General features: G+C 69.2%; 21 protein-coding genes and 1 pseudogene. 8 read left to right on the top strand and 14 right to left on the bottom strand.

Features of this window, described 5'->3' with window-relative positions; translation table 11 throughout:
- The 5 genes and pseudogenes from JWN68_RS00110 to JWN68_RS00090 form a co-directional block, all read right to left on the bottom strand.
- Positions 1–259 (bottom strand): hypothetical protein (locus JWN68_RS00110; protein WP_297732868.1); only part of this gene is annotated, 259 nt, incomplete at its 3' end.
- Between the two features lie 458 nt (positions 260–717).
- A pseudogene (locus JWN68_RS00105) lies at positions 718–1,996 on the bottom strand (IS3 family transposase).
- Between the two features lie 85 nt (positions 1,997–2,081).
- The gene (locus JWN68_RS00100; RefSeq protein ID WP_297732865.1) at positions 2,082–2,387 is read right to left on the bottom strand and encodes a GNAT family N-acetyltransferase; all 306 of its coding nucleotides are present in this window, start codon (positions 2,385–2,387) and stop codon (positions 2,082–2,084) included.
- On the bottom strand, positions 2,384–3,328 hold the full coding sequence (locus JWN68_RS00095; RefSeq protein WP_297732862.1) for a pirin family protein: 945 nt from the start codon (positions 3,326–3,328) through the stop codon (positions 2,384–2,386). The genes JWN68_RS00100 and JWN68_RS00095 overlap by 4 nt, the downstream gene beginning before the upstream one ends.
- 104 nt (positions 3,329–3,432) lie before the next feature.
- Positions 3,433–4,200, bottom strand: coding sequence for a pirin-like bicupin family protein (locus JWN68_RS00090; protein ID WP_297732859.1), 768 nt, complete (start codon positions 4,198–4,200; stop codon positions 3,433–3,435).
- A 105-nt stretch (positions 4,201–4,305) separates the two neighbouring features.
- On the opposite strand from JWN68_RS00090, the gene JWN68_RS00085 reads away from it, so the two are divergent.
- The 4 genes from JWN68_RS00085 (at position 4,306) to JWN68_RS00070 (ending at position 7,353) form a co-directional block, all read left to right on the top strand.
- Entirely contained in the window at positions 4,306–4,815 is a 510-nt protein-coding gene (locus tag JWN68_RS00085; protein ID WP_297732856.1) for a MarR family transcriptional regulator, read from the top strand.
- Between the two features lie 51 nt (positions 4,816–4,866).
- The gene (locus tag JWN68_RS00080; protein WP_297732853.1) at positions 4,867–6,144 is read left to right on the top strand and encodes a PAS domain-containing hybrid sensor histidine kinase/response regulator; all 1,278 of its coding nucleotides are present in this window, start codon (positions 4,867–4,869) and stop codon (positions 6,142–6,144) included.
- Between the two features lie 39 nt (positions 6,145–6,183).
- A complete protein-coding gene (locus JWN68_RS00075; RefSeq protein ID WP_297732851.1) occupies positions 6,184–6,594 on the top strand; it encodes a hypothetical protein in 411 nt (136 codons plus the stop codon).
- An 84-nt stretch (positions 6,595–6,678) separates the two neighbouring features.
- Positions 6,679–7,353 (top strand): DUF6766 family protein, encoded by a 675-nt coding sequence (locus JWN68_RS00070; RefSeq protein ID WP_297732849.1) that lies wholly within the window; start codon positions 6,679–6,681, stop codon positions 7,351–7,353.
- Positions 7,354–7,374: 21 nt separating this feature from the next.
- Here JWN68_RS00070 and JWN68_RS00065 read toward each other — a convergent pair whose 3' ends face one another.
- The 4 genes from JWN68_RS00065 to JWN68_RS00050 form a co-directional block, all read right to left on the bottom strand.
- The gene (locus tag JWN68_RS00065; RefSeq protein ID WP_297732847.1) at positions 7,375–8,058 is read right to left on the bottom strand and encodes a hypothetical protein; all 684 of its coding nucleotides are present in this window, start codon (positions 8,056–8,058) and stop codon (positions 7,375–7,377) included.
- Positions 8,059–8,119: 61 nt separating this feature from the next.
- Positions 8,120–10,378: an aminotransferase class III-fold pyridoxal phosphate-dependent enzyme gene (locus tag JWN68_RS00060; RefSeq protein ID WP_297732844.1), complete on the bottom strand. Its 2,259-nt coding sequence runs from the start codon at positions 10,376–10,378 to the stop codon at positions 8,120–8,122.
- Positions 10,379–10,405: 27 nt separating this feature from the next.
- Complete coding sequence (locus JWN68_RS00055; RefSeq protein WP_297732842.1) at positions 10,406–12,163, bottom strand: GAF domain-containing sensor histidine kinase; 1,758 nt, start codon at positions 12,161–12,163, stop codon at positions 10,406–10,408.
- 144 nt (positions 12,164–12,307) lie between these two features.
- Entirely contained in the window at positions 12,308–13,135 is an 828-nt protein-coding gene (locus JWN68_RS00050) for a class I SAM-dependent methyltransferase (protein ID WP_297732839.1), read from the bottom strand.
- A gap of 92 nt (positions 13,136–13,227) precedes the next feature.
- On the opposite strand from JWN68_RS00050, the gene JWN68_RS00045 reads away from it, so the two are divergent.
- On the top strand, positions 13,228–14,868 hold the full coding sequence (locus JWN68_RS00045; protein ID WP_297732836.1) for a LuxR C-terminal-related transcriptional regulator: 1,641 nt from the start codon (positions 13,228–13,230) through the stop codon (positions 14,866–14,868).
- Here the strand turns inward: JWN68_RS00045 and JWN68_RS00040 are convergent.
- Complete coding sequence (locus JWN68_RS00040; RefSeq protein WP_297732833.1) at positions 14,852–15,976, bottom strand: YibE/F family protein; 1,125 nt, start codon at positions 15,974–15,976, stop codon at positions 14,852–14,854. The genes JWN68_RS00045 and JWN68_RS00040 overlap by 17 nt on opposite strands.
- 260 nt (positions 15,977–16,236) lie before the next feature.
- Between JWN68_RS00040 and JWN68_RS00035 the strand changes: the two genes are divergently transcribed.
- A complete protein-coding gene (locus tag JWN68_RS00035) occupies positions 16,237–16,737 on the top strand; it encodes a hemerythrin domain-containing protein (protein ID WP_297732828.1) in 501 nt (166 codons plus the stop codon).
- Between the two features lie 133 nt (positions 16,738–16,870).
- On the opposite strand, the gene JWN68_RS00030 is transcribed toward JWN68_RS00035, so the two are convergent.
- The 4 genes from JWN68_RS00030 to JWN68_RS00015 form a co-directional block, all read right to left on the bottom strand.
- Entirely contained in the window at positions 16,871–17,458 is a 588-nt protein-coding gene (locus JWN68_RS00030; protein ID WP_297732826.1) for a hypothetical protein, read from the bottom strand.
- Between the two features lie 88 nt (positions 17,459–17,546).
- A complete protein-coding gene (locus JWN68_RS00025) occupies positions 17,547–18,797 on the bottom strand; it encodes an acetyl-CoA hydrolase/transferase C-terminal domain-containing protein (RefSeq protein WP_297732823.1) in 1,251 nt (416 codons plus the stop codon).
- 4 nt (positions 18,798–18,801) lie between these two features.
- A complete protein-coding gene (locus JWN68_RS00020; protein WP_297732819.1) occupies positions 18,802–19,434 on the bottom strand; it encodes a response regulator transcription factor in 633 nt (210 codons plus the stop codon).
- 20 nt (positions 19,435–19,454) lie between these two features.
- Positions 19,455–19,895 carry a pyridoxamine 5'-phosphate oxidase family protein gene (locus JWN68_RS00015; protein ID WP_297732816.1) on the bottom strand — a complete coding sequence of 147 codons (441 nt, stop codon included), beginning with the start codon at positions 19,893–19,895 and terminating at the stop codon, positions 19,455–19,457.
- Positions 19,896–20,127: 232 nt separating this feature from the next.
- On the opposite strand from JWN68_RS00015, the gene JWN68_RS00010 reads away from it, so the two are divergent.
- Positions 20,128–21,390, top strand: coding sequence for a NarK/NasA family nitrate transporter (locus JWN68_RS00010; protein WP_297732813.1), 1,263 nt, complete (start codon positions 20,128–20,130; stop codon positions 21,388–21,390).
- A 38-nt stretch (positions 21,391–21,428) separates the two neighbouring features.
- Positions 21,429–23,133: molybdopterin-dependent oxidoreductase (locus JWN68_RS00005; protein ID WP_297732871.1), on the top strand; the 1,705-nt coding region annotated here is incomplete at its 3' end.

Genomic DNA, 23,133 nt, shown 5'->3' with positions numbered 1-23,133 from the left:
CGAGGAGCGCCACCGCTGTCGAGGCGCAGTAGATCCATACGAACGCATTCGGAGTCCAAACTTCGCGGGAGGTGTACGTCCGATACTTCTTAGGGTTCTTGCCCTCCTCCAACGCCCTCCACTCGGCGAGGTAGACGGCAACAGGCAGGATCTCCTCGATCCGATTGATGACTGCGAACGTGCCAGTGTTGAGTTGGCCGAATGATCGGATCAGGCCGCGCCAAGCGAGGGCTCGAACTGCGCCTGCGATCGTGAGCACGGTGAGTCCGAGAGCCTGTAAACGAGCGGCGGACTGATTGCTGATGATCAGGCCGGCAGCCGTGAGGATCGCGCCGTGATGGTCAGGAAGAAGGTGTTGACCCCCTGGCGGCGAGCCACCAAGCTCTCCGAACTCGCAACCATGAGCTTGTACAGCTCAACCGTCCGCGCTAGATCTGGTTCGGACGCCGGGATGCCGTTGGGGAAGTGCGTCGCGTCGATCGGGCGACCTCCGTCGCTCACGTCAGTGCCTGAGCGACGGCGCGAATCGCGTCGACGTACGGAACGTCGTCAGCCGCCACATCCGACGAGAGCTCCGCGAAGGGCGCTATCGCATGGTGGTCAGGATCATTACCTGACATCCAGGCCGCCCAAGCGTTGGGGACGTCCTCAGTCGTAACTGCTGCGCCTTTGGCGAGAAGCAAGACCGTGAATCCCCCCGGCGAGTCCGGAGACTTTCTAGTTTGAGACTCCGACCTTTGTCGGGGTCTGGTGGTGAGCGTAGTGAGCATGCTCGGCCTCGACCGGTGTGAGGTCGTCGCAGTACTCGAAGGGCCGACGGCGGTTGAACCAGTCGACCCACTCGGCGGTGGCGATCTCGAGATCGTCGAGGCCCTGCCACGGCCGCCTCGGTTTGATCAGCTCGGTCTTGTAGAGCCCGATCACCGACTCGGCCAGCGCGTTGTCGTGCGAGGACCCGACGGCACCGGTCCAGGGCTTGATGCCCGCGGTCGTGAGGTGCTCGGAGTAGGCCACGGACAGGTACTGGGACCCCGTGATCGTGATGGGCGATCAGGCCGGCCAGGTCTCGGCCTTCACGGCCGCGGGTCCAGATGGCCTGCTCGACGGCGTCGACGACAAACCGGCTGGTCATGGTGGTCGCGACCGCCCAGCCCAGGATCCGTCGGGCGTAGGCGTCGATCACGAAGGCGGTGTAGCACCAACCCGACCACGTCGAGACATACGTGAAATCAGCGACCCACAGCCGGTCTAGCGCCAGAGGCCGGAAGTTCCGGTCGACCAGGTCGGCCGGCTTGGCTGCCTTCGGGTCGCTGATCGTGGTGCGCTTGACCTTGCCCCGCACAGCGCCGCGCAACTCGAGTTCGGACATCAACCGCTCCACGGTGCAGCGCGCGATCGGCGGCGCGTCGACCGGGCGTTCCCGGTTCAGCGTCAGCCACACCTTCCGGGCGCCGTAGACGCCAGTTCGCGGAGTGGACAGCCGCGATCCTCGGCTTCAGCTCCGCACCGCTGACCTCGCGTGCCGTCGGACGACGGCCACGGTGCTCGTAGGAGGTCGCAGGGGCGATCTTCGCGCCCAGCTCGGTGAGCTGGGCACAGATCGACTCGACACCCCATCGCAGACCGCCCTCGTCGCGGTGGCCCGCGACCGACTCGATGTAGGTCACGATCAACGCTGTGGCCGGTCGAGTTCGGCCGCGAAGAAAACCGATGCGCTCTTGAGAATCGCATTGGCACGCTTCAGCTCGGCGTTCTCCCGCTTCAAGCGCTTCAGCTCCGCCGACTCCTCAGACGTGACGCCCGGCCGCTTGCCGCCATCGACCTCAGCCTGACGGCACCACTTCCGGATCGTCTCCGGCGTCGCGACACCCAACAGCATGGCCACCTGCGTCATCGCGGCCCAGTCGGACTCATGGTCCGGTCGGATCTCACCGACCATCCGGACCGCCCGCTCACGCAGCTCGACCGGGTACCTCTTCGACGTACTCCCTGACATGACTCCATCCTTCCCAAGAACTGGAGTCTCCGGACACGCCGGGGGGATTCAGTCTGATTGTGAGGGCCCGTCGTATGTGAACGAGTCAGTCCGCTGACTTCTTGCCCGACCGTCGGTAGTCCAGGTCGGCGTAGTCGGGATGGCGGCCCATCCAGCCTTGGACGAACGGGCACACCGGCAGCACCGGTAGGCCGAGGGTCCGGACATGGTCGAGGGCCCCGCGCACCAGCTGTCCGCCGACGCCCTGTCCTTCCGTGGCGGGGTCGACCTCGGTGTGCGTGAAGACGATCAGCTCGTCGGTCTTCTGGTATGCCGCGAACCCCAGGACGGCGTTGGCGTCGTCGTGGATCTCGTAGCGGTGCTCGGTGGGGTTGTCGCGGACGGTGGTCATCGAGATGGGCCTTCCTGCCAGAACGGGGCCTTGGCCGGGATGAGCGGGAGGGAGGAACGCACGCGCCCGAACCGGTCATCCCGCCTGGCCCAGGACGCGTATGCCGCGTCGATCTCCGCCCGGTCGCGGGCCACGAAGTTCCACCACATCACGATCGGGTCCTCGAAGGGCTCACCACCGAGCAGCACTGCGCGGGTGCGCTGCCTGACATCGAGGGTGAGATGGTCGCGGCCCTGACCCAGGTAGGCGAGCTTGCCCGGGGCGAGCTGCTTGCCGTCGATGCCGACCTCGCCGTCGAGCACCACCACGGCGTACTCCCACTCGCGCAGCAGCGGCACCGTGGTCGGGCTGTGCAGGTCCAGGTCGACCCCGACGAGAGGCGTGTCGTGTCGCGCCGGGCTGGTGAGGTCCGCGAAGTCGCCGACCAGCACGGTGGCGACCGCACCGGACAGCTCGACCTGGGGCAGCTCGGCGTGGTGCTCGAACGCTGCCCCGCCGTGCCGGGTCGCCTCGGGGAGGGCGACCCACAGCTGGATGCCTTCGAGGGTGCCGCGGTAGTGGCCGGTTGCCTCCTCCGCGTGGGAGACGGCGCCGCCGGAGGTCATCAGGTTGAGCTGGCCGGGCTTGATGACCTGCTCCGAGCCGAGGCTGTCGCGGTGCAACACTTCGCCGTCGGTGAGCCAGGTGACGGTCTGCAGCCCGATGTGCGGGTGGGGGCCGACGTCGAGGCCGCTGTTCTCGGTGACGTCGGCGGGACCCATGTGGTCGGCGAAGCACCAGGCGCCGACGGTGCGTCGGCCCTTGCGGGGAAGCGCGCGGCGGACCCGGATGTGTCCGACCTGCTCGTCACGGCTGTCGGTGACCTCGACACAGGGGGCGCTGGGGTGGCTGGCATCCGCGACGGCCGGGGGAGCGTCGGTCGAGCTGACGGGTCCACTCATCGGGTTCTCCTCATCTCGCGGGCGGCTGGTGGCGCCGGGTGTGCGACCTGGCCGGTCCACGTCCATGATCGCTGTCCCAGGGCTGGGCGTCGATCCTTGTCGGGTCAGGCGGCGAGGCTGGCGTGCATCTCCCAGACCAGGATCTCTGCCGGCTCGGTCGCGGTGACCTTCTGCCCGCCGGTCGCGGTGAACCGGACGGCGTCCCCGGTGGCCAAGGGACCGGCTCCCTCGAGGGTGACCGAGCCGCGCGGGACGAACAGGTGCAGGTACGGCGCCTCGGGCAGCTCGACGCTCTGGCCGGGCTGGAGTCGCGCGGCGTACAGGGCGGCGTGCTTGTTCTTGATGCGGATGGCTGATGCGCCGTCGTGCTTGTCCATCCCGGAGGCGACGGGGACCAGGCTGCCCGACAGGAGTTCGTGGTCGATCTCGAGCTGCTCGTACCCCGGAGTGATGCTGTCCTCGTCGGGCACGACCCACATCTGGATGAAGTGCACGGGGTCCTGGTGGACGTCGCCCTCGAGCTTCCAGGAGTCGTTCTTCTCCGAGTGCAGGATGCCGCGGCCGGCGCTCATCCGCTGGGCGAGCCCGGGATAGATGACGCCGTTGTGACCGGTGGAGTCCTGGTGGACGAGGGAGCCCTCGAGCACCCAGGTGACGATCTCCATGTCCCGGTGCGGGTGGGTGTCGAACCCGGTCCCGGGGTCCACGACGTCGTCGTTGTTCACCAGCAGCAGCCCGTGGTGGGTGTTGCTCTTGCTGAAGTGGTGGCCGAAGGAGAACGAGTGCTTGGAGTCCAGCCACCCGAACTGGCTCTTGTAGCGGTCCTCGGCCCGGCGGACGTCGACGTTGGCGGTGAGGTCGGCGATGGTCATGATGGGTTCCTCGTCAGCTGAGGGATGGATGGTGCGGTTGGTGACGTGTCACGCACGCCGGTTCCAACATAGGTGACGTGTCAACTATTCCAGTAAGGTGCATCCATGACAGATGAACCGCGCTGGCTGACCCCCGACCAGGAACAGCTGTGGCGCCGCTGGTTGCGGCTGAACGCCCTGCTGCCGGCCGTGCTCCACCGTGAGCTGCAGGCAGACGCGGACCTGTCCCTTCCAGACTTCGACGTGCTGGTCCAGCTCACGGACGGCCCCGAGGGCCGGGTGAGGGTCAGCGAGCTCGCACGAGGGCTGAACTGGGAGCGCAGCCGGGTCTCGCACCACATCACCCGGATGGAGCGTCGGGGACTGGTGAGCCGCGAGGGGTGTCGCGACGACGGTCGAGGAGCCTGGGTGGCCCTCACCGGGGCCGGCCGCACGGCCATCGAGCAGGCGGCACCGGGTCACGTGGCCACGGTCCGCCGGGTGCTGTTCGACGTCTTGACGCACGACGAGCTCGCGGTCATGACCCGGGTGGTGGACAAGGTGCTGGCAGGTCTCGAGGGTCAGCCTGGGCCTGCATTTTCGCGGAACCCTGCGCTCCCGGCGGTGCGGACGTAGTGTCCCGTACACCCCCCTGTTGACCTCGAGGAACGGGCAGGAGCAGGCCCCATGCGCGATCCGTCGTCGAATCGTGAGCCCGAACGGCCGGAGGAGGTCGGAGCCACCGGCGAGCTGACGGCACTGGCCCAGCGGTACGGCGCCGTGCACGACCGTGCGCCTGCGGGACAGGTGGTCTTCATGCCTGGGCTCGACCATGCCGCGACCCTCGCATCGCTCCAGGAGAGCGAGACGCGGCACCGCCTGGTCATGCTGGCGACCACCGACATCATCTGGGACGCCGACCTCGTCACCGAGACGACTCTGTGGAGCGGCGCCATCGAGGAGATCCTGGGGCACAACGACCGCGCCCACCACGACGACGCGTGGTTCCGATCCAGCTTGCACCCGGACGACTACGACCGCGTGATCGCGACCCTGGACCGCGTGCTCGGTGACCCTGACCAGTCCTTGTTCGAGTCCGAGTACCGGTTCCGCCGCCACGACGGCACCTACAAGGACATCTTCGCCCGAGGCCTGATCATTCGCGACGAGCACGGGGTCGGCGTCCGGCTGGTGGGCTCGATGATGGACTACACGGCGCAGAAGCTGGCCGAGACCGTGCTGGTGGAGGCCCGGATGCAGGCCGAGGCAGCGCAAGAGGCGCAGACCAAGTTCCTGGCCAACATCAGCCACGAGCTCCGCACGCCGCTGACGAGCATCCTGGGGCTGGGCGAGCTCCTGCTCGGGGGCGAGATGGACCCCCAGCAGAGGGCGTGGGCAGCAACGATGCATCGCTCCGCCGAACGCCTGCACGCCATCATCAACCAGTTCCTGGACTTCACGCGCACCGAGGCGGGTTTCACCGAGCTCGACGAACGGCCTTTCGACCTCACCCTGCTGCTGGAACAGCTGGAGGCGGAGTTCGCTCCCCTCGCTGACCAGAAGGGCGTCCGGTTCGCCGTCGAGGTGAGCGAGGACATCGATCGCATCCTGGTAGGAGACGCCTTGCGCATCGCGCAGGTCCTGCAGAATCTCCTGGGCAATGCGGTCAAGTTCACCAAGCAGGGCCATGTCCGGCTCCGGGTCGAACGTGCCGACGCGGGACCCGGTCCAGCCCTGCACTTCATCGTGTCGGACTCAGGCGTCGGGTTCTCTGCCGAGATCCAGCGAGACCTCTTCCGGTCCTTCCGGCAGGCGGACGAGTCAGTGACACGCGAGTACGGCGGAACAGGACTCGGCCTCGCCATCTGCAAGCAGCTCGCGGAGCTGATGGGCGGGGCGATCGACGCGGAGAGTCGTGTCGGCGAGGGGAGCACGTTCACGTTCGTGCTGCCCGTCGCGCCCTGACTCCACGCGCGGCGCTGCGTGCCGTGGTAGGAAAAGCACGTGACCAGGACGGGCCGGCGGGTGCGGGCATCCCTGTGCTGCGTGCTGGCCACGTGCGTCCTCGGCGGCTGCAGCGCCGGCGACGACACTGCCGCGCGGTCCGTGGCTGAACAGTTCCTCGATGCGGGAGCCCAGCGGCAAGGAGCCCAGGCGTGTTCCCTGCTGGCGCCGGCCGCGGTGCGGGAGCTCGAGGATGCCAGCGGGGCGGCATGCGAACAGGCGATCCTCGAGGAGGACCTCGGTGCTGCGAGCGGGATCCTCGACGTGCAGGTCTTCGACACCATGGCGCAGGTCCGGTTCGAGACCGACACGATGTTCCTCTCCCGCTTCGACGGGGAGTGGCTCGTCATCGCCGCCGCCTGTGCTCCGCGCCCCGGGCATCCCTACGACTGTGACATCCAGGTGTCCTGACGTGCGCGCCATGTTCATCTCCTATCTGGCCGTCATCTGGCTCGGCCTGGCCCTGATGCTCGCGATCGCCCTGAGGCACTCGTGATGCGCACCTTCGTCCGACACAACTCGCTGAGCCTCTTCTTCGGCTGCATCTTCCTCGTCAGCCTGGTGGGCCAGTCCTTTGCCGGGTGGGCACAGTTCAACGCGCTCCAAGTCGCCGAACACCTCGACACGATCAACTGGACCGCGTACGTCTCCTCGAGCGACTTCGCCGTCGACGTGTCGGAGAACTGGCAGAGCGAGTTCCTGCAGTTCTGGGTGTACCTCATGGCCACCGTGTGGCTGCTGCAGAAGGGGTCGCCGGAGTCGAAGGAGCTGGACAAGGCGGGCCTGGAGTCCGACGAGGACCAGAAGGTGGGCAGCCACGCCGAGCCGGACTCGCCCCAGTGGGCGCGGGTGGGAGGCTGGCGCACGAGGATCTACTCCTCCTCATTGGCCCTCGTCATGGGCGCGATCTTCCTGGCGTCGTGGCTCGTGCAGTCCATCGCGGGCTGGGCTGCCTTCAACGAGACGCGGCTGCAACAGCTTCAGGACCCCCTGTCCTGGACCAGCTACGTGCGCGGCGCCGACTTCTGGGCTCGTACCCTGCAGAACTGGCAGAGCGAGTTCCTGGCCGTGGGAACCATGGCGGTGCTCGCCGTCTACCTTCGGCAGCGGGGCTCCTCACAGAGCAAACCGGTGGGGGAGCCCCACGGGGCAACTGGCGTCGAAGGGTGATGCGCCCCGAGGAACGCGCCGCTACTTGACCGAGATGTAGGCCTTCAGGCTGCCGAAGTTGCCCTGCTCGTGCGCAGGAACGGCGATGTCGACGGAGTCGCCCGCAGGCAACAGGACGGGCTTCTCGAGCGGGACCACCCGTCGCGCCTGCTGTGGGCGACCCGGCGGTGGCGCGTTCCACTCGATACCGACGAGCCGGACCACGTAGTCCTGCGAACCCGGGTTGGTGACGCGAGCTGTCGAGGCTTCGATGGCACTCGGCACTGTGCGCCCATCGGCGTCGAGGTACTCCACGTCGGGATACCAGGTGTCCGACCCGTCGAGGGTGCGGACTGCGTCCACGGTGACGGCCACGTCCTCCACCCGGTCGGCGCCCCGTCCCTCGAAGGTCAGGACGTCGAGGACCTCGTAGTTCGCGGGGGCCACCACCAGACCGCGGTCGCTGCCGTAGGCCGTCCCCACCGTGACCTCGGTGAGCGGCTGTCCCTCGGCATCGAGTGCCACGAAGGACAGGGTCGGTACGGCCGCCGTGCCGCTCGAGGAGTTCGTGATGCCCAGCGTCTGGTCCATCATCGCGTCCCCCCCAACGGCGACGTAGTCGAAGCTCAGCTGCACCTCGGAGTCGTCAGCGCGCGGGCGGTCGAAGGTGGTGCCGCAGCCGACGAGCAGCGAGAGGGCAGCCACCGCGATCCATGTCTTCAGCACGCGAGGAGAGTAGGTCAGGACGCTGCGGCCCTTGCGTCGACCACCGGTACCTCCGTGCCGCTCAGCCGATCGCGAGGCTGGTGGCAGCCAGAGCCGTGGCCAGCTGGTCGACGTGCGTGTCGGCGAAGACCAGCGGCGGGCGGACCTTGAGCGTCGCGCGGTCGCGGCCGGTGCGGCCGATGAGCACCCCTTGGTCCCGCAGGCCTTCCACGATGCGACCCGCACGCTCCGCGTCCGACCGCCCGGTGGCAGGGTCCACCACGTCGACGGCCAGGGCGAGTCCCCATCCGCGTGCTGCCGCCAGCGCGGCAGCGTCCTCGGCCACGGTGCGCAGGGCGTCGAGCAGCTGCGCTCCGACGACGGCCGCCCGGTCCACGAGCCGTTCGTCCTCGATCGTCCGCAGGACCGCGAGGGCCGCGACGCAGGCGGCGGTGCTCCCGCCGAACGTGCTGAAGTAGTCGGTGCTGTTCACGAACGGGTCCACCAGGGCAGCCGGTCCGACGACGGCGGCCACGGGGTAGCCGTTGCCCATGGGCTTGCCCACCGTGACCAGGTCGGCAGGGACGTCGCCGGCGACGAAGCTCCAGAGGTGCGATCCGGTCCGGCCGTGTCCTGCTTGCACCTCGTCGGCGACATACAGGCCCCCCGCCTCGTGGACGGCCGCGGCGGCCGCCCGCGTCCAGGCATGGGCAGGTCCGTGGACGCCGTCGCTCGTGAAGACGCCGTCCACGAGCATCGCGGCCACGCCGTGCCCGGCCGCAGACAGGCTGCGGACGGCCTCGGCGACGGCTTCGGGTGAGGCCGGGGGCGGGGGCACGACCCGCATGTGGGGAGGGGCGGGCGCACCTCGCCAGCTCTCCGGGGAGAAGGCATAGGTGGCCTCGGTGACCCCGTGGTAGGCCCACTCGGTGGCGATCCCGCCGGTGGCTCCGGTCGCGTGACGGGCGATGCGCCATGCGAGGTCGTTCGCCTCGCTCCCCGAGCTCACGAACAGCACTCGGTCGAAACGCTCGGGGAAGGTGGCCAGCAGCCGCTCGGCCAGCTCGACCGGTGCGTCCTGGAGGTAGCGGCTGTTGGTGTTGAGAGTGGCGAGCTGGGCGCCCACTGCCTCCACGACGGCCGGGTGTGAGTGGCCGAGCACGGGAACGTTGTTGTAGGCGTCGAGGAAGCGCCGACCGTCTGCGGCTTCGAGCATGACGCCACTTCCGCGCACGAGGTGCAACGGCTCGTCGTAGACGAGCTCCTGAGCGCCGAAGGAGCCCACGCGGGCCTTCGTCAACGCTGCGGTGGCGCGGCCGACAGGAGGTTTGGGTGCCTCGAACCGATCGGCCAAGGTGTCGAGCCCGGCGGACAGCATCGCCTCGAGCTGCGCATAGGCGTCGTCGTCGATCTCCGGCGCCCAGCCCTGTTCGCGGGTGCGCCAGGCGGTGATGAGGACCGTGGCGGCGTAGCGAGCCGCCATCAGGTCGGCGACCAGGCCGCGCTCTTCTGGCTCGAGGGGAGTCACGGAGTGGTAGCCCGCGATCATCTCGCCGGCCAGGTCGAGCCCGTCCGCACGCCCGCTGAGGACGTCGGCCGCCGCGACGGCCAGGTCGCAGACCAGGGCGGTGTGGGTCAGGTCACCGAAGTCGGTGATGCCCGTCAGCGCGAGATCGTCGTCCACCAGCACGTTGGTGAGCGCCAGGTCGTTGTGCACCACCTGGGCGCGAAGTCGGGGGAGCACTGGGGCGACTCGCTCGTCGAAGCGGTCCAGGACCACCTCGATCGCCGCCCGCCGGTCCGCCGCCACCGCCGGAAGCCAGCCTCGCAGCCGCGGCAGCAGCTTGAGGTCCCAGGTGAGGGGATGGGTGGCGGCAGGGTGGGCGAAGCCCCGCAGCCCTCGCCCGAGGCGGGCGCTCGTGCGTCCCCATTCGCGCAGGTGAACGGCTTGGAGCTCGTCTGGCTCGGGGTGCCGTCCCGGCAGCCACGTCGACAGCCAGGCCAACGAGACGCGCCCGTCCCGCCCGGAGATCTCCACCCAGGGTCGACCGTCCCGGGTGGGGACGATGTCCGGCACGGGCAGGTCGGGTGCGGCTGTGCGCAGGTGGCGCAACGCGGACTGCTGAAGGTCGAGGATCTCGTCGGTGTCGGCCGGGTTGTGCACCTTGAGGAGGAGGAGGGAGCCGGCAGGTGAGTCGAGACGGTAGTTGCAGTCACGCTCGCCGTGAAGCGGCGTCAGGGCTCCGTCCGTGCCCCACTGCGCATCGAGCGTCCCGTGCACCACGTCGAGGTCGGGGTCGGGCCCGGCCACGCTCAACGAGTCCTCTGGGGCGGTACGCACGAGAGCATTGTCCCTCAGGCGCCGGTCCTACGCCGCGGTGCTTGCCGCGGGGATGGCGACCGTGAAGGTCGTGCCCTTCCCCAGCTGGCTGGCGACCTCGATCCGCCCGCCGTGGCGAGCGACGATGCGGTGCACGATCGTCAGTCCCAGGCCGGTCCCGGGCTCAGCGACCGCCTCGGGGTTGGTGGAGCGGAAGAATTCCTCGAACAGTCGTTCCTGGTCCTTGGCGGAGATGCCGAGCCCCTCGTCGGCCACGACCAGCGTGACCTCTCCGGCACGTTGCGCGAGGGTCACGGTGATGGACCGCCCCTCGGGGGTGTACTTCACGGCGTTGCTGATCAGGTTGCCGCACACCCGGTCGAGGTCGCTGACGTCGCCGAGCGCAACCACGGGCTGAGCGGGCGGCTCGTAGATCATCGCCAGCCGCTTGCGGCTGACAGTCAGCGACACCAGGTCGAGGGCGTCGGCCATGAGGGGGCCCATGTCGACCGGCATGGCCACCAGGGCATTGGTGGGGTCGCCGACCTCGGCGAGCGTGAGCATGTCCTCGATGACCCGCTCCATCCGCACCGCGCCGCGCTCGATGAAGGCGACCGATCGCTGGAACGGTGCAGGCACCCCGGTTGCGGCGTCGAGCATCTCGACGTGACCCAGGATCGAGGTGAGGGGGTTCTTCAGCTCGTGGGCGACGGTCGAGATGAGCCGGCTGCGGTAGGTGTCGAGCTCGCGCAGCTCGGCGACGAGCTGCTGCTCGCGCTCGAAGTTGCGCGCGTTGAGCAGCGCCCGGCCCAGGTCGTGCGCGATGTCGAGCGCGGTGCTCGTCTCGATGGCGGTCCACTCCACGTCCGGGCCGCGGCGCGTCAGCACCAGGTTGCCCAGGCACTCCTGGCCGGCGCCCAGCGGCACGAAGAGGATGGAGGAGACCTCGAGCCAGTCGAGGAACTGGACGATGAGGCGCTGCTGCTCGGCGGTGATGATCGCGGGTGGCTGGCGGTCGTTGGCAACAACGTCGGTTTCCTGCGCCTGCCACAACAACTGGGCAGCATCGCGTGACTTGTGGACGAGTTCGTCCGGCATGACCACGTCGCTGTCGGTCCCGGTGTAGATGGCGGAGCGGCCCTCACCGTCCTCGTCGAAGGTCTGGATCCACAGTCCCGCCACGTCCAGCCCGTGGGCTATCGCGGGCTGGCAGACCTCCATGATCCGCTCGACGCTCAGCTCCGAGCCCACGGCACGCACGATCTGGCGGGCTGCGGTCGCCAGCCGCACCTGCTCCTCGAGTCGGCGGCGAGCGACCTCGGTCAGCACTGCGCGACCGGCCTGGGCGGCGTACTTGTTGAGGAGGTCACGGGTCGCCTGGTCAGGGCGCCGTCCGTTGTCGGGGACGTCCATGTAGAGCACGCCGAGGAGCTGCCCGTCGTCGTAGAACGGGGCCATGAGCAGGTCCATCGGGTGCCACGCGTCCGGACCCTGCGCGACGTCGATCTCCGGGATCCAGACCGGCTCTCCATCGCCTGCCACGAAGCGCTCGCTGGGGACGAACCGGAGCATGCCCCATTGGTCTGCGCGCTCGATGTCGTCGAGGGTGAACTGGACCGCGATCCGCGATCCGAGGAGCTGGCTGCGGGCGTCGTCATCGCCGGCGACCGCCACGGTCTCCAGCACCGAGTCCTTTTCGCGAAGGACGCGGATCGCGGCGACGCCGAAGCCGACGAGGTCGACGACGCTCTCGGCGATCAGCTGAAGAGCGTCGTGCACCACCGGAGGGGTCACCCCGTTGCTCATGTGTGTCGACCTTCCGCGGCGCAAGGGGGCGTCCCACCAACTTTCAACCAGTTTATGTCCGGCATCAGCGGTGCGGAGGGTTTTCTTCTACTTCACCCACCGGCCCGGGTCAGGTCGAGGGGAAGGCGTTTACGGATGTCATGCCTACGTTCGGGTGCCCACCGCGAGGAGGTACTCCTTCTCGAACCGTGCCGCACCTGGGGTGCCGACGTTCCAGGTGTCGCAGAGGCTGTCGAGGGCCGCATCGAACTCCGCGTCCCGGCCGTCGCGAGCCGCATTCGCGCGTACGGCGATGGTGGGGCCGTAGTGAGCCTTGAAGTGCTCGCCGTAGTCGCGCGCCTCGGTGAACGCGGTGATCTCGAGGGTGTCCCGCGTCATCGTGTGGAACTCGACCCGTCCGCCGAACAGCCCGCGGAGGTGCTCCTCGCTGCCCCACATGACCGGCGGCAGGGCGCCGGGCGGGGGTGCTGGCGCAAAGGGCTTCATGGTGGCGAACAGTGCGCCCAACATGCCCTCCGGGGTCCAGCTCAGGAGGCCGATGGTCCCTCCGGGGCGGCACGCGCGGACCAGCTCGTCGGCGGCGGCTTGGTGGTGCGGGGCGAACATCACCCCGATCGAGGACATCACGACGTCGAACGACCCGTCGTCGAACGGCAGGTGCTCCGCGTCCGCGGGAGTCCAGGTCAGGTCGAGCCCGGCTGCTTCCGGCCGGGCGCTCCCGGCTTCGAGCAGCTCGGGGGTGAGGTCGCTGGCCGTCACCATGGCGCCGCGCTGCGCCGCCGGGATCGAAGCGTTGCCGGTGCCAGCGGCTACGTCGAGGACTCGGGTGCCGGCGCCGATCGAGCAGGCCTCGACCACTCGCGGACCGAGGGGGAGCAGGAACGTGTCCACCATGTGCGGATAGTTCCCGGAGGCCCACATGCTGCGGTGCCGGGCCTTGAGGTCGCTGTCCTCGGCTGTCTGGGTCGTCATGATCGTCCTTTCGTCGGCTGGACCATCAGCATCGCCCGGGGTGGCCCCTCGTCGCATCGGGCGAAATCCCCATCCCGTCCTAGACTCACGCCATGGAAGCCCTGGCCGGCGAGCTCGATGTCGGCATGCGCGCGCTGGAACAGGCGCAGTGGGGCGAGGCCAGGGGCTGCTTCGAGACCGTCCTTGCGGCGGGCGAGTCTGCGCGGGCCCGCGAAGGTCTCGGCCAAGCGCTCTGGTTCCTCGGCCACATCCAGGAAGGGATCGAGTCGAAGGCGTGTGCTTTCGAGCTCTATGCACGAGCCGGCCGCTACGACGACGCGGCGCGCGCTGCCGTCTGGGTGTCTCACCAGCACCTCCTGTCCGGTCGGGCCTCGGCAGCGCGGGGCTGGCTGGCTCGTGCCGAGCGGGAGCTCCAGGACATGGCTGAGTGCGAGGGGCATGGCTGGGCGGCCGTGGAGCGAGCACGGCAGGTCGCCGACCCGGCAGACCGCACGGCCCACGCGCTCCGTGCGGTGGCGATCGGACGACGGGTCCACGCGAGCGACCTCGAGATCTTCGCCCTGAGCGTGGCGGGCCGCGCGCGGGTGGAGGCCGGCCACACCGAGGACGGGCTGCTGCTGCTGGAGGAGGCGTTGGCAGGGGCCGCCGGGGGCCGGGTGACGAACGTGCACACGCTCGCCGAGGCCTACTGCAACCTGATCATCGCCAGCACCAGCACGGGTGACTGGGTGCGAGCCACCGAGTGGTGCGAGCAGGTCGACGCGTTCGCCCGGGCGCACGACACTGCGCCGTTGTTCGGGACCTGCCGCGGAGTGCACGCAGACGTGCTCCTCGCGACCGGGCACTGGCTCGAGGCGGAGCAGGCGTTGGAGACGTCGCTGGAGACCCACGCGAGATTCGTCCCCGAGATGGCTCAGCCGTCAGTGGCATCGCTGGCAGAGCTGAGGATCAGACAGGGTCGGCTGGACGACGCCGAGCTGCTCCTCGCCGGTCGCGAGGAGACCCCCTCAGCACTCCGGGTGCTCGCGCTCCTCCGGATGGCCCAGGGTCGCCACGCCGCCGCGGTCACACTTCTCGAGCGTGCAGTCCGACCTGGCACAGGAGGTGTGGTGGCGACGGGCCGGCTGCTGGCTGACCTGGTGGACGCCCGGCTGGCGGTGGCTGACCTCGCGGGGGCGCGAGGGGCGGCGGGCGATTTGGCAGATCTCGGTGAGCAGTCGGGGATCCGTCTGGTGGTGGCCCGCAGCGAGCTGGCGGCATCGCGGGTCGCGCGAGCTGGGAATCACGCCGAGGACGCGACCGAGCACGCACGGGTCGCGCTGACCGCGTTCGAGGCGCTGGCCATGCCACTCGAGGTGGCAGAGGCTCGCCTCGAGCTCGCCCGGGCGCTCGCCCTCACGCCGGGGGCGGCAAGCGGTGTGGCGGTCGACGAGGCTGTGGCTGCACGCGTGCTCTTCCGGCAGCTCGGTGCCGACAGGTACGTCCGGGCCGTCGACGACTTCCTCCGCGAGCTCGACAGGCCCGCGCCGGGCGGAGTTCACCATCCCGGACCACTCACGCGCCGCGAGCAGGAGGTGCTGGAGCTGGTCGCCCAGGGGTTCTCCAATGCCCGCGTCGCAGCCACGCTGGTGATCACCGAGAAGACTGCCGGCCACCACGTCAGCCACATCCTCGCCAAGCTGGGTGTGAAGAATCGCACCGAGGCGGCGGCCTACGTCACGCGTCAACGCTGACGGCCGGGGCGGTGCGGAGGGCGAGCGCCGCGAGAGCTGTGGTCAGCGGTACGGCGGCGATGAGACCCAGGGTCGCCACCACGCTGCGCACGATCTCCTGCGCCACGATCTGGTCGGTCACCACGCCGCCGAGCGAGTCGTTGTTGGCCACGATGAGGATGAGCAGCGGCAGGGACGAGCCGGCATAGGCAAGGACGATGGTGTTGACCACGGAGGCGATGTGCGATCGCCCGACCCGGCTCGCCGCAGCGTAGAGCTCGATGAAGCGATAGGACGGGTTGGCCCGGGCGAGCTCGGACACGGTGGCCGCCTGGGTGACGGTGACGTCGTCGAGCACCCCCAGGGAGCCGATGACGATCCCGGCGAGGAGCAGGCCCTCGGTGTTGATGCCCTGCGACATACCGACGGATGCGGAGAGATCGTCGGTGACGCCCGTGAGGTGCAGCGCGGCGACGGTGGCGGCTGACAACAGGCCGGTGAGGGTCAGGGCGGCCAGGGTGCCGAGAACGGCCACCGTGGTCGGGAGGGCGAAACCGTGGGTGAGATAGAGAACAGTGAGCATGATCGCGCTGGAGCCGACGATCGCGACCAGCAGTGGCGGCTCCCCGTCCAGGATCGCCGGAACGACGAAGAACAGCAGCAGGGCGAAGGTCACCCCCAGCCCAGCCAGAGCGGTGAGTCCCCGCCACCGGCCGAACGCGACGAGGGCGAGGGCGAACGCCGCCGACAGCACCCACAGACCGGTGCTGCGCTGGTGGTCGACGATGGAGTAGACGTCACCGTCGGGGCTGCTGGTGCTGATCAGCACCACCTCGTCACCGACATCGACCTCGGGAGCCCCGGTCCCGTTGGGGAGCGGCACCTCGGTCTCCTCGTCCGAGGCCGGAGCCCCCGTCATGCGGACCTGGGCCGACCCGCACCCGTTGACCTCGTCGGGTAGCTGTTCGGGGCACTCCTGACGGTCGACATCGGTGATGGTGCCGGTGTACTGCGTCATGGCTTGCTGCTCCGGGACGGGGACGGCATCCGCGGACGGCCACAGCCAGACGAGGCCGACCAGGGTGAGCACGACGATCGGCGCGATGACGACCAGTGCCCGGCGCTGCATCTGGCGTGTCTCCGGGGCCGTATGGCGCGAGTGGTGTCCACCCATGGGTCGGCGTGCTCCTCACCGCATTCGTTCCGTCGTGGCCTGTCGTGGCCCGCGTCCGGGCGGCATCCGATGCTATCGGCCCGCCGGGGACGACGAGCACGCGTGCACAGACCGGCCCTAGGGGTATGTCGGCCAGGGCTGCTGGGCGCATAGGTTCGGATGGATGGGCACGTCCCACCGTGCCCGACCACGTCACCGACGCCCAGGAGGCACCGATGTCCAACGACGCCATCGTCTTGCTCAAGGAAGACCACAAGGAGATCAAGAAGGTCTTCCGCGACTTCGAGAATGCGGGTGAGAACGCTGAAACGCGCAAGGGCAAGCTCGTCGACAAGATGATCGAGCTCCTCACCCAGCACACCTACATCGAGAACGAGGTCATGTACCCCCGGGTCCGTGAGCTGCTGCCCGACCTCGAGGACGACATCCTCGAGTCCTACGAGGAGCACCACGTGGCGGACGTCATCATCATGGAGCTCGCCAACATGAGCCCCACCGACGAGCGCTTCGATGCCAAGACCACCGTCCTCATCGAGAACGTCGAGCACCACATCGACGAGGAGGAGGAGGAGTGGTTCCCGAAGGTCCGCGAGGGCCTCGGTCGCAACCAGCTGCAGGAGATCGGCGAGGAGATGCTCGAGGCGAAGAAGACCGCGCCCACGCGGCCCTCGCAGCCCAGCGCCCTGAAGAAGACGATCGACGCCGTCATCGACTGACGGCACCTCGACAGGCGGCTCGTCCCACGCCGACTCCGTCTCGACGTCGGCGGCGCAACGCCGACAACGGGCCACCAGCTCCGAGGAGCTGGTGGCCCGTTTGTGCTGTCCGGCTGTGCGCTGCTGGTGCAGGTCAGCGCAGGACGGGGTTCTTCTTGACGATGCCCTGCGACTCCCACCAGGTGCCGAGGCCCCAGGTGCGACCGGCGTAGGCCAGGGCCAGGACGGCCATCACGATGATGCCGATGAGGTGGTCGTCGACGAGCGGGTTGTTCTCGAGCGGCAGCGAGGCGACGTACATGAAGGCGTACATGAGAGCGCCGGCCGCGGTGCCGATCCGCATGGCCGCACCGCTGAGGAGCGAGATGCCGATGCCGAGCAGGCCGGCCATGAAGAGCACGTCGACCCAACCCTGTCCCGCCATGGAGGTGAACACGTCCTTCAGCGGGTTGTCGGCCGGGACGCCGAACGCGAGGAAGCCTTCGGTGGGGCTGCCACCGTTGAGCCAGGCTGCGTCACCGAAGCGGTCGAGGTTGCCCTCCTGGTCGTAGCCGGTGTGGAAGCCCAGGGCGAGCAGCTTGTCGAGGAACGCCCAGAGGAAGGTGATGCCGAAGGTGATCCGCAGGACGGCGATGGCCTTGTCCAGCATCGTGGTGGTGGCGGCGGAGGCGTCGGTGGCGACGACCTCATTCGCCCTGTCGTGGGTGTGAATGGCAGCCATGATGACGACCTCCTGGTTGGGTGCTCGGTGTTTTCCTTGCACCTCCATGGTGGGCCGCCCGCACGACCGCGAGCAGAGCAGGTGGTCCTCAGGCCGTGGGACCTTGGTCCTTCGGCACCCTGGGCACCCGTGGGCCCAGCCCGAGCTCGATCGCCTCCTCGCGGAGTTCCTCACGCACGCTCGGGTGGGCAGCGTTCTCGATGAGCTGGCGGGCCTGCTCGACCTGGTCGAGACCGAAGACCTGGGCGACGCCCTGCTCGGTGACGACGGCGCTCATCTGGAACGAGGTGACCGGCTCGTCCACCAGCGGCACGATCGTCGAGACGTCTGCCTTCGGATGCCACGAGCGCAGCGCGATGATCGCCTGGCCGCCCGGGCTGTGGAGGGCACCCACGATGAAGTCGGTCTGACCCCCGAAGCCCGAATGGATCCGGGCCCGGATCCGCGAGGCGTTGGCCTGGCCGAAGAGGTCCACCTGCAGCGCGGTGTTCACACTGACCATCGACTGGTTGCGGGCGATCCGGCCGGGGTCGTTGGTGACCTCGGTGCGGGTCATCTGGACGCGCTCGTTGCCGTCGGCCCACTCGAGCAGCTCCTCGGAGCCGAAGAGGAACGAGGCGACGATCGGAGTGCTGGTGTCGAGCGAGCCCGCGCGCTCGAGCGCGAGCACCGAGTCGGAGAACATCTCGGTCCAGATCCGCAGACCACGTCGGTTGCCCAGTCCGTGCATGGTCGCGTCCGGCACGGCGCCGATGCCGGCCTGCAGGGTCGCGCCGTCGGCGACCCGCTCGGCCACGAGGCCACCGATCCGGGCCGACTCGTCGTCCACGCGCGACGGGGGAGCGAACGTCAGCGGCTCGTCGGCTTCCACCATCACGTCCAGCAACGCGACGTCGAGCTCCGCGTCGCCGTACGTCCAGGGCATGCGGTCGTTGACCTGCGCGACCACGAGCCCGCCACGGGCGCGGACCGCCTCGATCGCGGCGGGCAGCACGTTGACCTCGGTCCCGAGGGACACCTTGCCGTTGCGCGGGCGGGTCGTGTGGACGACCACGGCGTCGGGCGGCATGACCGAGGCGAACAGGGTCGGCACCAGGGACAGCCGGGACGGCACGTAGCTCAACCGTGGGCTGCGACGCATCCCCGGTCCGACGAAGGAGGTCTCCAGCAGCACGCCGTCACGGTCGGGGAGGCCGGGCTGGCCGTTCAGGGCCCACAGCCGGTATTCGGGGAGGGCCTCGTCGAGCAGGCGCACGGTGTGCCACGGGGTGGCGTGGTTGCCGCTGACGACGATGCGTGGGTTGGCCGGCAGGCGGCGCAGGTGGGGGGTCAGGTCCACGTGGCTATCGCAGCAGCTTGGAGGCCAGGACCGCGGCCTGCGTCCGTCGCTCGACGCCGAGCTTGGCCAGGATGCTGGAGACGTAGTTCTTCACGGTCTTCTCGGCGAGGAACATCCGCTCGCCGATCTGCCGGTTCGTCATGCCCTCGGCGATGTAGCCCAGCAGCTTGAGCTCCTGCTCGGTGAGCTGCGCGAGCTCGGGAGCGGTGCTCGGGCCGTTGCGCACCCGTTCCAGCACGCGTGCCGTCAGGGTGGGGTCGATGAGCGAGTTGCCGGCGGCCACCTGCTGGATCGCTCCGACGAGGTCGCCGCCCTTGATGTCCTTGAGGACATAGCCCGAGGCGCCCGCCATGATCGCGGCGAACAGCGCCTCGTCGTCGTCGTAGGAGGTCAGGATCAGCACCTGGATCTTCGGGTCGATCGAGCGTACGGCCCGGCAGACCTCGATCCCAGAACCGTCGGGCAGGCGTGCGTCGAGGACCGCGACGTCCGGGTGGAGAGCCGGAATCCGTGCGGTCGCCTCGGCGGCCGTGGCCGACTCGCCGACCACCTCGAAGCCGTGTCGCTCGAGCATGAAGCGGAGCCCCTCGCGCACCACGTCGTGGTCGTCGAGGAGGAACACGCGGATCGGCTGCACGTCTGGAGTGTAGGTGTGGCTCACACGACGCGCCGGTAGGGCAGGTCGGCCAATGGCTGCCAGCCCTCGCCGACCTGCCGTCCGGTGAGCTCGGTCCAGGGGATCCGCAGGAACAGGCCCCGCGAGCCGCCCGCCCAGGGGCGCGGCTCCCACACCTTGCGGATGTGGTCGAGCGCTGCCGGGTCGGTGATGACGTCGGCGCGACCGCGTGCGACCACGCTCCACCCCCGCTGGTTCGCCAAGTCGAAGTGGTCGACCTCGAAGGCCAGGGTCGCTTCGCGACCGTAGGTGCCGAGCACGCTGTACGCCGAGGTGCGCACGATGATCTCTGAGTCGACCACGGAGTAGTTGACGGGGAGGATCTGGGGACCGTTCGGGGTCGAGAGGGCCACACGTCCGACGACGCCGCTACGGAGCAGGGCCTCGCACTCGGAGTAGCTGAGGTCGTGTGGCTCGGTCATCGGGCACCTCCATCAAGTAGTGGGCATTGGCTGCCTCTTGATCCTCGCCGTGCCGTGCGGAAGGCGGCAGGGCCTTTGGTCCCACGTCCGGGACCGACAGGCCCCAGCACGCTGGTCGATGCGGGACCGACCGCCCGCCCGTTCGGGACCTAAGTCCCTATCCCACGCGACCGGGGGTGGCGATGGTGGGCATCGACACACACGCGACACACGATGGCCGGGAGATGGTGGGATGACCGACGTACTGGTGGCATCGAGGCGGGATGCGGAGAAGATCGCATCGCCCGGCCTGATGCTCGGGCTGGCAACGCTCGGCTTCGCGGTGAACTTCTGGGCCTGGGCGTTGATCAGTCCGCTGGGTCCGATGTTCCGCGACCAGGGCACGCTCGGAGCGCTGTCCGAGTCCGACGTGGCCCTCCTGGTGGCCGTCCCGGTCATCGTCGGAGCACTCGGCCGGATCCTCGTCGGCGCCTTCACCGACAAGTACGGCGGCCGGCTGATGTTCCCGCTCGTCTCCGCGCTGACCATCGTGCCGGTGCTCTTCATCGCCTTCGTCGCGCTGGACTCCTACGCGCTCCTCCTGGTCGGGGGGTTCTTCCTCGGCATCGGTGGGACGGCCTTCGCGGTCGGAGTGCCGTTCGTCAACGCATGGTTCCCTCCTGAGCGTCGCGGTCTCGCCGTCGGCATCTTCGGCGCGGGGATGGGTGGTACGGCGATCAGTGCCCTGACCACCGTGAAGCTCTACACCGGCGTCGGCGAGAAGGCGCCCTTCCTCATCACCGCCGCAGTGCTCGGCGCCTACGCCGTCCTGGCCTGGCTGCTGATGCGGGACGCGCCGGGCCGGACCGTGCCCACCACCAGCCTCGTGTCCCGGCTCAACGGCAATGCCAGGCTCTCCATCACCTGGCAGGCCAGCATCCTGTACGCCGCCGCGTTCGGCGGCTACGTCGCCTTCTCGGTCTACCTGCCGGCGTACCTCAAGACCGCCCACGGTCTGAGTGCGGCCGACGCCTCCAACCGGATGGCGGGCTTCGTCGTGGTGGCGGTGCTGCTGCGGCCGATGGGTGGCTGGCTCTCGGACCGCTTCGGTGCTGTCCCGGTGCTGACCGGGGGATATGCCGTCGTCTGCGTGTGCGCTGCGATCTCGGCGTGGACACCGCCCCTCGACGGCGTCGGCACGGTGGTGTTCCTCGCCATGGCCGCGGCATTGGGCAGCGGCAGCGGGGCCACCTTCGCATTGATCGCCCAGGTCACGGACCCGGCCCGGGTCGGGGGCGTCACCGGACTGGTCGGCGCCGCAGGCGGCCTCGGCGGCTTCGTCCCGCCGCTGATCATGGGTTACGTCTACGGCCGCACGGACTCCTACGCCATCGGGCTGGTCCTGCTCTCCGTCACCGCGGCCCTCACCCTGGTCCTCACGCTCACCGTCGTCCGCAGCACCGTCAGGAACACCGTCGGCAGCACCGTTCAGGCAACCGAAGGAAGCACCGCGTGAGCACTGAGACCGGCCCGACGACTGGCCCGACGATCGGTATGGACAACGGACTGGCTGACGCACTCGTGCGCAGCCGGCGGTTCTTCACCAAGGGAAAGGTCTCGGAGGACCTGAGGACGCTGACGAAGACGGGCGGGCGGGACGCGGACGCGTTCTACCGCGACCGCTGGAGCCACGACAAGGTCGTCCGGTCCACCCACGGGGTCAACTGCACGGGCTCCTGCTCCTGGAAGGTCTACGTCAAGGACGGGATCATCACCTGGGAGACCCAGCAGACCGACTACCCCTCGGTCGGCCCCGACTCCCCGGAGTACGAGCCCCGCGGGTGTCCGCGCGGTGCGGCGTTCTCCTGGTACACCTACTCGCCGACCCGGGTGCGCTACCCGTACGTCCGCGGCGTCCTGCTCCAGATGTACCGCGAGGCGAAGAGGCAGCATGGCGGCGACCCGGTGAAGGCCTGGGCCCACATCGTCGACAACCCACAGCGCGCGAAGGCCTACAAGTCGGCCCGCGGGAAGGGCGGACTGGTTCGCGCCAGCTGGGACGAGGCCACCGAGATGGTCGCTGCCGCCTACGTGCACACGATCGCCAAGTGGGGCCCCGACCGGGTCGCGGGCTTTTCGCCGATCCCCGCGATGTCGATGGTCTCGCACGCCTCCGGGGCGCGGTTCACCTCGCTGATCGGCGGCTCGATGCTGTCCTTCTACGACTGGTACGCCGACCTGCCGGTCGCGTCCCCGCAGGTGTTCGGCGACCAGACGGACGTCCCCGAGTCGGGCGACTGGTGGGACGCCGGCTACCTGATCATGTGGGGCTCCAACGTGCCGGTCACCCGCACGCCCGACGCCCACTGGATGACCGAGGCCCGCTACCGCGGCCAGAAGGTCGTCGTCGTCGCTCCGGACTACGCCGACAACGTGAAGTTCGCCGACGAGTGGCTGGCCATCGCGCCCGGCACCGACGGCGCCCTGGCGATGTCGATGGGGCACGTCATCCTCAAGGAGTTCTTCGTCGACCGGCAGACGCCGTACTTCACCGACTACACCAAGAAGTTCACCGACCTGCCCTACCTCGTGTCGCTCGTCGAGGTCGCCGACGCTCCGGGCACCTATCGCGCCGGCAAGTTCCTGACCGCCGCCGACCTGCCCGCACACGCCGACGCGGAGAACGCGCACTTCAAGACGGTCCTGCTCGATGCCCGCACCGGGGAGCCGGTGGTGCCCAACGGATCGTTGGGTGACCGTTTCGGCGACGCCGGCATGGGCAAGTGGAACCTCGACCTCGGCGACGTCGATCCCCAGCTGACGGTCCTCGTGCCCGGCGGGGAGACCGTGTCCCTGGAGCTGCCGCGGTTCGACGACGTCGACGGCACGCCGGGCTCGCTGCCCCGCGACGTCCCCGTGAAGCGGGTCGGTGACCACCTGGTCACCACCGTCTTCGACCTGATGCTGGCGCAGTACGGCGTGGGCCGTGACGGGCTCGCCGGCTACGCCGCGTCGTACGACGACGCCTCAGCGCCGTACACCCCGGCCTGGCAGGAGGCCATCACCGGTGTGCCGGCCGCGACCGCAGCGCGGATCGGGCGCGAGTTCGCCGCCAACGCCGAGGAGTCCAAGGGCCGCTCGATGATCGTGATGGGAGCCGGCACCAACCACTGGTTCCACTCTGACACGATCTACCGTGCCTTCCTGACCCTGACCAACCTCACCGGCTGCCAGGGCGTCAACGGCGGCGGCTGGGCGC

The organism is Nocardioides sp., assembly GCF_025964975.1.
GTDB lineage: Bacteria > Actinomycetota > Actinomycetes > Propionibacteriales > Nocardioidaceae > Nocardioides.
Note: the sequence above shows the minus strand (reverse complement) of the source record. Positions and strands in the feature narration are given on the sequence as shown.

Bases quoted from the DNA above. Each gene is read 5' to 3' on its own strand.
- JWN68_RS00040 (WP_297732833.1), bottom strand. From the start codon at position 15,976: ATGCAGCGCCGGGCACTGGTCGTCATCGCGCCGATCGTCGTGCTCACC.
- JWN68_RS00045 (WP_297732836.1), top strand. From the start codon at position 13,228: ATGGAAGCCCTGGCCGGCGAGCTCGATGTCGGCATGCGCGCGCTGGAA.
- JWN68_RS00100 (WP_297732865.1), bottom strand. From the start codon at position 2,387: ATGACCACCGTCCGCGACAACCCCACCGAGCACCGCTACGAGATCCAC.
- JWN68_RS00050 (WP_297732839.1), bottom strand. From the start codon at position 13,135: ATGACGACCCAGACAGCCGAGGACAGCGACCTCAAGGCCCGGCACCGC.
- JWN68_RS00055 (WP_297732842.1), bottom strand. From the start codon at position 12,163: ATGAGCAACGGGGTGACCCCTCCGGTGGTGCACGACGCTCTTCAGCTG.
- JWN68_RS00080 (WP_297732853.1), top strand. From the start codon at position 4,867: ATGCGCGATCCGTCGTCGAATCGTGAGCCCGAACGGCCGGAGGAGGTC.
- JWN68_RS00030 (WP_297732826.1), bottom strand. From the start codon at position 17,458: ATGGCTGCCATTCACACCCACGACAGGGCGAATGAGGTCGTCGCCACC.
- JWN68_RS00085 (WP_297732856.1), top strand. From the start codon at position 4,306: ATGACAGATGAACCGCGCTGGCTGACCCCCGACCAGGAACAGCTGTGG.
- JWN68_RS00070 (WP_297732849.1), top strand. From the start codon at position 6,679: ATGCGCACCTTCGTCCGACACAACTCGCTGAGCCTCTTCTTCGGCTGC.
- JWN68_RS00010 (WP_297732813.1), top strand. From the start codon at position 20,128: ATGACCGACGTACTGGTGGCATCGAGGCGGGATGCGGAGAAGATCGCA.
- JWN68_RS00095 (WP_297732862.1), bottom strand. From the start codon at position 3,328: ATGAGTGGACCCGTCAGCTCGACCGACGCTCCCCCGGCCGTCGCGGAT.
- JWN68_RS00015 (WP_297732816.1), bottom strand. From the start codon at position 19,895: ATGACCGAGCCACACGACCTCAGCTACTCCGAGTGCGAGGCCCTGCTC.
- JWN68_RS00035 (WP_297732828.1), top strand. From the start codon at position 16,237: ATGTCCAACGACGCCATCGTCTTGCTCAAGGAAGACCACAAGGAGATC.
- JWN68_RS00090 (WP_297732859.1), bottom strand. From the start codon at position 4,200: ATGACCATCGCCGACCTCACCGCCAACGTCGACGTCCGCCGGGCCGAG.